Source organism: Terasakiella brassicae (assembly GCF_014641495.1).
Lineage (GTDB): Bacteria > Pseudomonadota > Alphaproteobacteria > Rhodospirillales > Terasakiellaceae > Terasakiella > Terasakiella brassicae.
In genome coordinates, this window is record NZ_BMHV01000071.1 from 1 (window position 1) to 893 (window position 893).

Consider the following 893-nt stretch of genomic DNA (forward strand, 5'->3'; position numbering starts at 1 on the left):
TGACCAATTGACTATCAGAGAACGGAAGTCTTTTGTCCTGCATATGCACGGGATCGGCGACAGACAAATTCTTCGCCGGGTTATGATCCAGTAATTCCTCTTCGACCGCCCAATTCAACATCGCCGACAGTTTATTGACGTATTTGTTGATCGTGAGCGGTGCCATCGCTTTCATATTTCGTTTACGGGCAATCTCAGATATTTCCACCAACGATTTCTTCGGAAACTTCTTCTTGGCATTCGCAGGTAGATGCCGCACTACATCCATAAACCGACGACAGTCTTCGCGGTCGATATCAGCAATGGGTTTATCAGCACCGAAGATGTCCATCAGCACGTTATATACGGATTGATACGTCATGATCGTCTTCTTGGAACGAGACCGTGCCGGATCGTCCATATAACGGTGGTAGAGGTCGTCCAAAGTGATGGATGGCTTCTTGGGTGCGTGATGTTCCAGAACCTCTTCAACGACCGTTTTGATTAACGTTTTGAGACCGTCGGCATCAAGATGTGGTGGAGCTTTAATTTGCCCATTTTGTGTAGCCGAATTGTGTAGCAAAATATGATGGTCGAAATCGTCGTTATAAGCGGCTCCGGTGTGTTGTTGATGCAATTGTTGGAACAATCTACCAACTTCCGCACTGACGGTCTGGTGGCGTTGTAAAGCGGTGCTGTAATCGTTTGTATGCAACGATCTTGAGATTTCCGTCTTGCCGAGTTCTGATCTTAATTTGGACGGAACACGACGACGATAATGCCAAATATCACCACGTCGGAATAGGCATGGAATTTTACCCATGACCACCGTCCTGCCCACACCTTGTGTAGCAAAATTGTGTAGCAAATTTCCGATTCTGGTCAAAAACGATCAGAAAATCGGCATCAAGAAT

1 protein-coding gene is annotated in these 893 nt (G+C 46.2%); it reads right to left on the bottom strand.

The annotated features are described in order from the left end of the window. On the bottom strand, positions 1 to 802 hold an 802-nt coding region (locus tag IEW74_RS17205), incomplete at its 3' end, for a DUF6538 domain-containing protein (RefSeq protein ID WP_188667416.1). Positions 803 to 893 lie beyond the last annotated feature (91 nt).